At 62.5% G+C, this 9,722-nt stretch carries 9 protein-coding genes and 1 pseudogene; 3 read left to right on the top strand and 7 right to left on the bottom strand.

Annotated features, from left to right (window positions below; translation table 11 throughout):
- Window positions 1-28 precede the first annotated feature (28 nt).
- Window positions 29-1,072: a cyclopropane-fatty-acyl-phospholipid synthase family protein gene (locus QZT63_RS08865; RefSeq protein ID WP_290650425.1), complete on the bottom strand. Its 1,044-nt coding sequence runs from the start codon at window positions 1,070-1,072 to the stop codon at window positions 29-31.
- A 337-nt stretch (window positions 1,073-1,409) separates the two neighbouring features.
- Here QZT63_RS08865 and QZT63_RS08860 point away from each other — a divergent pair, with 337 nt between their 5' ends.
- Window positions 1,410-1,664, top strand: a complete 255-nt coding sequence (locus QZT63_RS08860; RefSeq protein ID WP_290650423.1) for a hypothetical protein — start codon at window positions 1,410-1,412, stop codon at window positions 1,662-1,664.
- A 68-nt stretch (window positions 1,665-1,732) separates the two neighbouring features.
- Here the strand turns inward: QZT63_RS08860 and nadA are convergent, their stop codons facing one another.
- The 4 genes from nadA to QZT63_RS08840 all read right to left on the bottom strand — a co-directional run bounded on the left by nadA (window position 1,733) and on the right by QZT63_RS08840 (window position 4,434).
- Entirely contained in the window at window positions 1,733-2,812 is a 1,080-nt protein-coding gene (gene nadA / locus QZT63_RS08855; RefSeq protein ID WP_290650421.1) for a quinolinate synthase NadA, read from the bottom strand.
- A 30-nt stretch (window positions 2,813-2,842) separates the two neighbouring features.
- A complete protein-coding gene (locus tag QZT63_RS08850) occupies window positions 2,843-3,499 on the bottom strand; it encodes an NUDIX domain-containing protein (RefSeq protein WP_290650427.1) in 657 nt (218 codons plus the stop codon).
- A 136-nt stretch (window positions 3,500-3,635) separates the two neighbouring features.
- Entirely contained in the window at window positions 3,636-4,154 is a 519-nt protein-coding gene (locus QZT63_RS08845; RefSeq protein WP_290650418.1) for a GNAT family N-acetyltransferase, read from the bottom strand.
- Entirely contained in the window at window positions 4,126-4,434 is a 309-nt protein-coding gene (locus QZT63_RS08840) for a DUF1778 domain-containing protein (protein WP_290650416.1), read from the bottom strand. Before QZT63_RS08840 ends, QZT63_RS08845 begins: the two co-directional genes overlap by 29 nt.
- 359 nt (window positions 4,435-4,793) lie before the next feature.
- On the opposite strand from QZT63_RS08840, the gene QZT63_RS08835 reads away from it, so the two are divergent.
- Both QZT63_RS08835 and QZT63_RS08830 read left to right on the top strand, forming a co-directional pair.
- Window positions 4,794-5,174 (top strand): hypothetical protein, encoded by a 381-nt coding sequence (locus QZT63_RS08835; RefSeq protein ID WP_290650414.1) that lies wholly within the window; start codon window positions 4,794-4,796, stop codon window positions 5,172-5,174.
- 441 nt (window positions 5,175-5,615) lie between these two features.
- Entirely contained in the window at window positions 5,616-6,167 is a 552-nt protein-coding gene (locus QZT63_RS08830; RefSeq protein WP_290650412.1) for a hypothetical protein, read from the top strand.
- A gap of 76 nt (window positions 6,168-6,243) precedes the next feature.
- Here QZT63_RS08830 and QZT63_RS08825 read toward each other — a convergent pair whose 3' ends face one another.
- Window positions 6,244-7,182: a universal stress protein gene (locus QZT63_RS08825; protein WP_290650410.1), complete on the bottom strand. Its 939-nt coding sequence runs from the start codon at window positions 7,180-7,182 to the stop codon at window positions 6,244-6,246.
- Between the two features lie 201 nt (window positions 7,183-7,383).
- Window positions 7,384-9,722: pseudogene (locus QZT63_RS08820) on the bottom strand (hypothetical protein); the annotation flags it as partial.

Here is a 9,722-nt window from a genome sequence, read left to right as displayed (position 1 = left end):
TTGCCCCCGCGCCCCGTCCCCAGGGTCTTCATGGCGTCTCCCCGGCGGGGCGTTCCATCAGATAATGGGAGACGAACCACTCGTTGCCGGAGCGATACCCGAACAGCTCCGCGCAAGCCATGAAGAAGACCCGCCACCGATTCACCCAGCGACGCACCTGATCGGCACCGTAGGTCTCGGCGAATACCGGATCGATGGCCTCGCGCGCTGCGTCCAGGCGCTCGAGCCAGGCATTGCACGTGGCCTCGTAATGGCGGCCGTTCACGCGCCAGTGCCGCCGCAGGCGCAAATCGTTCTGGTAATACAGTGGCAGGGCGTCGGCGGGCATCAGTCCGTCCGTGAAGAAGTGCTGTCCCATCCAGTCGCTGGGGCCGCGGGTTTCGAAGACGTAAGCGAGCTCGCGATGGCAAAACACGTGGAAGAACAGCTTGCCGCCGGGCCGCAGCCATCCATGAACCCGCCGCAGCAGCTCACCCCAGTTGCGCATGTGCTCGAACATCTCCACAGAGACGACGCGATCGAATTGCTCCGTTGTCGCAAACGTATTCATATCCGCCGTAATGACCTGCAGATTCGATAGCCCGCGGGTGTCCCGCTGGCCCTCGATGAACGCCCGCTGCGACGAGGAGTTCGATACCACGGTCACGGCGCTGTTCGGGTAATGCTCGGCCATCCACAGGGACAAGGCACCCCAGCCGCAGCCCAGCTCCAGGACGCTCTGGCCGTCTTCCAGGCCTGCGCGTTCACAGGTGAGCGCGAGCATTGCGGCCTCGGCTTGCGCCAGAGTGGTGACACCGTCGGGCCACAGGCAGCACGAATACTTGAGGTGCGGACCGAGTACTTGCTGGAAAAACCCCGCCGGCAACTCGTAGTGCTGCTCGTTCGCCGTGTCCGTTGCCAGGGCGACGGGACTCTCAGCCATGTGCTCGAGCAACGCCTCCATGCGCTCGCGGCGCTCCTCCGGGCCGCCGCCTTCGGCGCGCAAACGCTCACCCAGGAGGCGGCGAATGCCGCGTCTCACCAAGGGCTCGGGAACCAGTCCCCTTTCAACCAGACCGATGAGTGTTTCCATGCAGCAATCCTTAATTCCGTGGTCGGCAACGAACGCAGCGATCATATACTAAATGTACAGCTTTTGTAAAAGTATTGTGGTCACCGCCCCGAGCGATACACCGCCTCTGCGCAGCAGCCGTCCGGCCGCCGCGACCAGCGGTGTCGAGTGCGGCGGATCGACCGTGCGGTTAGGGCGCATGTGACCCGATGTCACAGGGCAATGCCTGGCTGCACACCACAGGGTTGGCTGTATCTTATTGATTTTGTGTGGTTGATTCTGTTGGCACGGTGTCTGCAATCCCGTTGGGCGAACCTTGCAGAGGTTTTATCACTGACGAAGCGACAGGAGGTGTCTTATGTACACGATCGCAAAACTGCGCACTCTCATGCTCACTCTGCTCGCCGCCCTCGGCCTCGGCCTCGGTGGCATGGCTCACGCTGGCGGCGATGTCACGCCGGCTGGCGGCACGGCCGACAGCAATGCGCCTGAAACCATGGAATTCGAGGAAGAAGGTGAAGATGAGTGGGAAGACGACACGGATGACGACTGGGAAGATGACGACATGGACGATGAGTGGGAAGAGGACACGGAGGATGACGATACCTGGTAATCGTCTAATCGTCTGACCTCAACCAGACCACCGGCCCCGGCCGGTGGTCTTTTTTGTGTGCTCAGCCATCAGGCATCGCCCGTACCCTCAACAACCCTACTGCGGCTCTTGCCGAATTCGAGCATCCGCCCGAGCGAGACCAATGCCTGTTTGGCCACAAGCGAATCCACGTGGATCTCGTTGGCACCGGTTTCCAGGGTGTGGACCAGGCTGCGCAGTCCGTTCATGGCCATCCACGGGCAATGGGCGCAACTCGTACAGGTGGCACCCTTGCCGGCGGTGGGCGCCTCCAGCAGGGTCTTGCCGGGAGCCGCCTCCCGCATCTTGTGGAAAATGCCGGCATCCGTGGCGACGACGAACGTGCCGGCGTCCAGGGTCTGAACGGCCTTCAGCAGCTGAGACGTTGAGCCCACCACATCGGCCTGAGCGACCACGCCCGCTGGTGACTCCGGATGCGCAAGAATTTTCGCCTCCGGGTACTCGGCACGGACCCTGTCCAGCTCGATGGACTTGAACTCCTCGTGGACGATGCAGGCGCCGTCCCAGAGCACCATATCGGCACCGGTCTCCTGCTGAACGTAGGCGCCCAGGTGCTTATCCGGTGCCCACAGAATCGATTCGCCGCGCGCGTGCAGGTGACGGATCACATCCACGGCAATGCTCGATGTCACCACCCAGTCCGCGCGCGCCTTCACCGCCGCGCTGGTATTGGCGTACACCACCACGGTGCGCTCCGGATGCTGGTCGCAGAATGCCGCGAACTCCTCCGGCGGGCAGCCCACATCCAGCGAGCAGGTCGCCTCCAGATCCGGCATCAGCACGCGCTTGTGCGGGCTGAGGATCTTGGCCGTCTCGCCCATGAAACGGACACCCGCAACGACGACAGTGCGCCCCGGATGCTCATAACCAAAGCGCGCCATTTCCAGCGAGTCGGAGACGATGCCGCCGGTCTCGTCGGCAAGGATCTGCAGATCCGGCGCGGTGTAGTAATGGGCCACAAGAACGGCATCCTGAGCCCGCAGCGCCTCGCGGACGCGGCCCATAAGCTGATTGCGCTCCCCGGTTTTCAGCGTCTCACTCGCGGTGAATGGCTGCTCCCGGAAAAACCGAATCGGGGCTTCCGCACGGACCGCCTGTACCTTGCTCATGTCATCAACCTCCGACCCGCAGGTCGCTGCCTACTTGATGATGTCGACCCGGCTTGGCCGGGTGACCCGGAAGAGTCGGGCCGGCCGATGGTTGCCGGCACGGAACCATTCCCCGGTCTCCTCGAGACAGGGCAGGTTGCGGACCCGTTTCCGGAAGTTCCGCTTATCCAACTGCTCACCGAGAATCGTCTCGTAGACGGACTGCAACTCGCTGAGCGTAAACCGCTCCCCCATGAACTGAAGGGCGATGGTGGAATACTCCAGTTTGGACGCCAGACGCCGATGCGCCATGCTGACAATCTCACCGTGGTCGAACGCCATCACGGGCAGGGCATCCACCGCCGTCCAGGCCAGACGGCTGCTGTGGTCGGTGACCGAAAGCAGACACCCCGGTGGGACTACCGCGAAATAGGACACCGACACCACCCGTGCGCGCGGATCGCGCCCCGGGCTGCCAAAGCTATACAGCTGCTCCAGGTAGACGCCGTGCAAGCCCGTCTTCTCCCGCAGCAGGCGCCTGGCGCACGCGTCCAACCCCTCGTCCGCCGGCACGGTGCCGCCCGGCAGCGCCCAATGCTCGGCAAAGGGCTCACGGGTGCGGCGCACGAGCAGCACGCACAGCCGCTGCGCACGGATGGTAAACACCACCACGTCCGTCGCCAGCCCGGTGAGCGCCCCGTTGTCCACCGCCAACAGCCTCTGTTTGAGTGTGGGCCGCTTAAGTTAGTGTCATTTCTACACTATGTCAATTCCGGAAGTGGCTCCTCCGATCTGCCGTCCATTGACGGGTGCAGGCGCCGTGGCCGGCAGAAACGGGACAGATTCATGGCTCGTCCGGTTCATCCATGAGGGAAACGCAGTCCTGAATGGGCAGAAAGAGTTGAAGCCCGGCTTCCTCGATCCTGACAAAGCCGTATTTCTCGTAAAAGGCAGCGCCGCGCTGATTCTTGGCGTCCACCACCAGGCCGCCGATGGCGGTAAACTGCCGAGAGATGGTCGCCGCGTCCTCAATGGCGGAGAGCATCGCCAGCTCACCGAAGCCCTGGCCTTGGACGCTCAGGTCCGAAGCGAGTCGCGCCATCCGCAGGAAGGGTATAGCGTGTGGGTAACTTTTCCAGGCCCTTACCCCGGGCGGCGGTGTAATCTCGCAGGGGGCAGTGGAGTAGTACGCCAGGATGCGTTCGGGTTTGTCGGCATCGACCAGTACCGTGGTGCGCACCAGATGGCGCTCGTCCTGTCGCCGCGCCGTCTTCTGAATGAAGGTGGTGAGTTCCTCGACCCCGCAGTCAAAATCCGCGCGGTGATGGTTCCTGCTAAGTTGCTCTTTCCTGATCCGAGGCATGCAGCTGTTCCTTATACCGTCGCGCCGCCTGCCTCAGACGGGGCAGGGGGCGTGCCGGCTGGTCCAACGCCACCATCATGTTTTCAAAGGCCTCGCGGCTCGTGTTGATCCGCGTGGCCCGCTCGGTGACCTCCCTGGCGCGCTCCAGTGCAGCATCAAGCAGGAACTGGGAAACAGTCGATCCCTGCAACTCTGCCGCCTCCGCGATCTTTTGATGGATCTCTGCATTGGCGCGGGCTACCAGCCGCTTTTCTCGCTCTCTTTCATTTGCCGCTGTCATCGCGACGCCTCACTTGTTGCCAAACCGTTGTGTGCCTAGCCTGTGGCTGGATGGTGCCAGAATGGCATACAAGGGGGGAAAGTCAACCATGGTGCCAGAATGGCATACAAGCAAAGGCCCCGCCGGAGCGGGGCCCGGCCATGGTGGGCAGCCGGCGCTGGCGTAGAAGCAGGGGCAGCCACGTAGCTGCGCTACCTGGTGCACGGGGCGCCGGGGGCCGGACAACCGCTTTGTGTCCGTGGATCAGGCCGGATTCGAGCGGCACCGACCGAAGGATTTTTCCCGCCTGATCAACGCCTTTCGGGAGTCCCAGGATTGATATCTGCTGGCCGTAAAACCAGCTTTATCGGTTTGTTGCTATGAAGACGACCCTCGAACTACCCGACGATCTGATCCGCAAACTCAGGGTGCGCGCCGCTGAGAATGACCGCCGGCTCAAAGACGTGGTTACGGACCTCATTGAGCTGGGGTTGGAGGCATCAAACTCTTCTAGGGCGCCCGATCCGCTGCATGCGTGGCTGAACAAGCTCGAAACTCGTGCCGACGGCAGCATAACCAACCCCGACGACATCGATGATCCGGACTTCTCCCGCGCGCTGGACGAGGTGCGAGAGGAAAGGTCATCGCGGGCCTGCGCAAGTGCAGCAGCGACACCGTATTCGCATCGGCCATTACGCGATACGAGCTGCGCTAAGGCGGTGCCTGGCATCGCACTCGAGGACTGGTTTACCGAGAGCTAAGGCACGCATGGCCCGAACCTCCGACGCGGCGAACAAGCTTTCCGACGCCGAGAAGCGCGACCTCAACGCGTCGAATGGCGCGCCAGGGTCCCCGAAGACCTCGGCGATGTCCATGGCCGCGCGATAACATTCGCAGGACTCGCGTCCCGGGCCCGCACGATTCGTCGCGTGATGGTAACTGCGGCGATGGTGCGGACGTCGGTGTCGGTGCAACGTCCGACGAGACATCACGCCGCTGCCCCGCACCACCAGCATCGGGACGCGTTCGCCACTGATTGTTCTGGACGCCACCGCACAGACGCAAGCCAGTATCCGGACTATTCTGCGCATGCCGCCGGCCCCCATTCATGGGGCCGGTGTCAGGTTGCGGTCGAGCGATCGTTCGATCAAGTACAGTGACGCCCACAGCGCTGGCGCGTTGTTCGGTGTAAGGAGATCTTGATGATTAGAAAGACGGCTTTAACATGTCTGGCCCTCGGCCTGTTTCCCGCCCTTGCAGTGGCGCAGATCGGGGAAAGTGAGCGCGTGGGTCCATCCGTGGGCGATCGTGAATTGACTCTGGCCGGCACCGGCACCAGTGACCGGAAGTTTGACACGGGGAACTTCGGGATCTCCGGCGACCTTGGCTGGTATGTCTTCGACAGGAACCTACTGCTCGGCGTGCGTCAGAGCGTCAATTACGCAAATATCGAGGGCGCGGACATCTCGGATGACTTCTGGAACGGCTCAACCCGCGGCTTTGCCAATTATCCCTTCCTCGACGACGCCTGGCGGCCCTTCCTGGGCGCGAGCCTTGGTGTCGTCTACGGAGACGGCGTCGATGACACGGGCTTTGGCGGCCTTGAATTAGGCCTCAAGTACTACGTGCTTGACAGCACGTTTGTGATGGGCCGGGCCGAGTACCAGTTCTTCTTCGAACGGGCGCGTGATGTCGACGACAACTTCGACGAGGGAGCCTGGGCCTACACCGTAGGGCTTGGTTACAACTTCTAAGCGGCCCTGAGGGATCCTGCGCCGGATATCGCGCCAGTTTGCGCGGTATCCGGCGCAGCTTTTTTATGCCGGCCGGTCAGTGCACAACGGTTACAGGACAATGCGCGCCATGGACAACGCGCCGGCTGACACTACCCATGAGGAAGTTATCCAGGCGTCCCTTGCCGCGCCGCCCCATCACGATCTCGACTTGGCCGACCTCGCGGCTGTAGGCGTTGATGATCGTCGCCGGATCACCGCCACGCCGGACGTCCTTGACTTCAATGCCCGCATCACCGATTCGGTACCGTGCCTCACCGAATGCCTTTTCTGCCATCTCGCGGGCGAGTTCGGTGAAGCTGTGCTCCGCGAACGGCCCGACACCAGCGAGCTCTGCCATGCTGCCACCAACACCTGGAATTTCCCGAGGCGAGTTGGGGAACACGTGCAGCAAGTGGATCCCCCCCTGCCTTGCCTTCGCCAACATGGCCGCGTGTTCCGCAGCCGCCAACGATTGCTCGGAACCATCCACGGGTACGACAAAAACCCTTGGAATCACCTCGTCATCGTCGCTAATCACGGTGACGGGACATTCCGCCGCCGCCAGCACCGTTTCGCTGACACTGCCGAGCAGAAATTCCCGGACCCGGCCCAGCCCGCGGCGCCCCATGACGATGGCCGGTGAATCTACCGCCTTTGCATGGTCCAACACCGCCCGAGCCGGATCGCCGGCCAGCGTCGTCTCCGCCATGCTCACCGCATCCTCACCCAGCTGGCTGCGGGCATCCTTGAACGCCCGCGAAGCACTCTCCTTGCGCATAGACCCGAAAGCATCTTCAGCCCAGCCAGCAGCCAATGCCTGTTCCATCGACCCCCCGAGCCGCCCCATCAGCGCCTCTGCGGACTTCGGAAACGCAAACAACAACTCCACCCCCGCCCCCGTCGCCCTCGCCAGCTGATCCGCGTAACGTACCGCGGCGGCCGAGTGCTTCGACCCGTCCACCGGCACCAGGACCGTCTTGATCCCCTTAGCCATTGCCATGCCTCCTTCAGCCTGTGTGGTCTCATTGTAAGGAGCATTATGAGTCCGGTGCGTTGACCTAAAGCAAGGAAGTGTGATGTGTGCCGACCACGGTTGAACGTGTCACGATGGGCCCTATGCCATCGCAGGACACGTTCGCCAGGCCAATTCTGGATCATTGATCCGTCCTGCTCGCCAAAGCAGCAACTGAGCGCGTCAATCGACTTCTGCCGGTAGTTCGACCAAGGTCGGGGTGGGGCGATCGCTATCAGTGCCGTCGCCAAGTTGGCCAAAGGAGTTGTCACCCCACGCCCAAACGCGCCCTGCAGCGTCGCGCGCGAGACTGTGGTACTCGCCCGCAAACACTTCCAGGACGGACACCCCGTCCAATGCACTCAAATTGGTTTTCACCGGTGTCGCGCGATCCAGGTACGTGCCATCACCAAGTTGGCCCTCGGCATTGCGCCCCCATGCCCAGACGTTCCCCTGGTCGTCCACGGCAAGACTGGTAAAGAGGGAGGCGTCGATTGCCACGATCGTGGCGTCCAGATCGACCGGCACAAGGGATTTGCTGCCCGCGGTGGTCCCATCGCCAAGCTGGCCATGGTCGTTCCTTCCCGTTGCCCAGACCCGCCCACCTTCATCCAGAACCAGGCTATGCAGCCCATGGGAGCCTATGGCAACCGCCACGGCCTCTGCCCCTGCAAGCATGGTGACATCCATGGCAGTGGGGGCGCTTGCATCTTCGGTCGTACCAGTGCCGAGCACTCCCCACGCATTTTCCCCCCATCCCCAGACACGACCTTGCTCATCCAATATGAGGTTGGTAAAAATCCCTGCACCAATGGAGGCCGGGTCAGAACCGCCAAGGGCTGACAGGTCAATCTTAATGGGCCGCGTACTCATTAATTCCTCTAGATCGCCCAACTGGCTGTAGGTGTTATCTCCCCATGCCCAAACACGGCCTTGGTCATCCAGGGCTACGCTGTGTACGAAACCGGCTCCCACCTGCTCCCAAGCCGCGCCGCCCAGAATGGAGGGGTCCACCTCAACGGGCGTACGCTGCTCCCAAGCATCATGGGCCAACTGACCGAATGACCCAGAGCCCCATGCCCACAACCGTCCGAAATCATCAATGGCTAACGAGTGATCATCCCCAGCGGCAACCTGCACGATTGCAGCACCTTGCCATCCTGACGCATCGGCATGCACTGGCGCAGTCTGGGAATTTTGGGAGCCATCGCCAAGCTGTCCGCTTTGGTTATTCCCCCAAGCCAGTAAATCACCCGCCTCATCAACAAACAAGCTATGCGAATAGGCCCCTCCCAGTAGGGACTGCGCTGTGCAGGCGACCTCCCTGCTGTCGATAACCTGCTCATTGATGTCGAGGATGTCCAGCCTTCCCAGCTCCCTTCGAGCCCCGGCAGCGCACGTCGCTTCGGTCAGCAGTGGCTGCGTGCAACCACCGCACAATGTCCCTTGCCAGTTGGAACTCCCGTCCACTGTGAACCCATCAGATGCGATAAAGCGGACTGTGTAATCGTGCTCTGATTCACTGACGAGGTTGACCTTGGCCTTGCCATCGGCAAAGCCGACACCGTAGCGGATGTCCGGCACACACCGGGGCACAACAGTCTCCCTCGCCAGTAACCTGTGCAGATCGTCCCGCAGGGTAAACGTGACGGCCTGATTCCCCATCGCACCGGTACATATCCCCGAGCCGTGAAGCCGAAGCGGTGACTCCAGCGAGGAGACAGCAGGCACCCTTAGGGTCTGCTGACCATCCGAAAAGCGAAATCCGGCCTCCTCCACGGCCACGTGTACCGGGCGAATCAGCGGATTATCAATGGCAATGCGGGCAGCCGAGGCAACCTGGTCACCCCCAAGGATAAATCGGGCTGCGATGGCGAGCGCCACGTCCACGTCAGGTTTTCCATTTAAGGCACCGGCCAACACGGGCGATGGCTGATTGATCGTGGAACCAATTCCCAATTGACCGTTGCCATTGGCCCCCCAGACCCACAGGCGTTCCTGCGAGTCCACCAGCAGGCTGGAATGACCGCCGGCGTCGAGGGAAGCCGCCTCCGCCCGCCCTAGAAAAGCGAGATTCACTAACATCGGGGTGGTTGCCCCAGCTACCGGCCCGCCGCCCAGTTGCCCACTCCCGTTGGCGCCCCATCCGAACACCCGTCCGTAGCCGCTCAGGGCGAGGCTGTGATTGCGGCCCGCCACGATCTGGGTCGCCGGAGCACCGTCGAGCAACGCATCGCCGATGGGTTGCGGCGTACTACGGCTGATCGTCGTGGCGTCCCCCAGCTGCCCCTCGGAGTTGTTCCCCCAGGACCACACCTGGCCTTGGTCATCCAGGGCGAGGCCATGGGCGCCCCCGGCCGCAACGGCTACGAAACGAGCGGCGTCCGGCGCAGGAAGCTCCAGGGCGACGGGTGAGGAGCGTGCCTCTGTCGTGCCGTCACCAAGTTGCCCGCGATGGTTGCGGCCCCAGGCCCAAATCCTGCCTTGGTCATCCAGAACGAAGCTATGATGCTCACCGGCGT

The organism is Aquisalimonas sp. (genome assembly GCF_007120195.1).
Taxonomy (GTDB): Bacteria; Pseudomonadota; Gammaproteobacteria; order Nitrococcales; family Aquisalimonadaceae; genus Aquisalimonas.
This window is presented reverse-complemented; position numbering and strand designations above follow the sequence as displayed.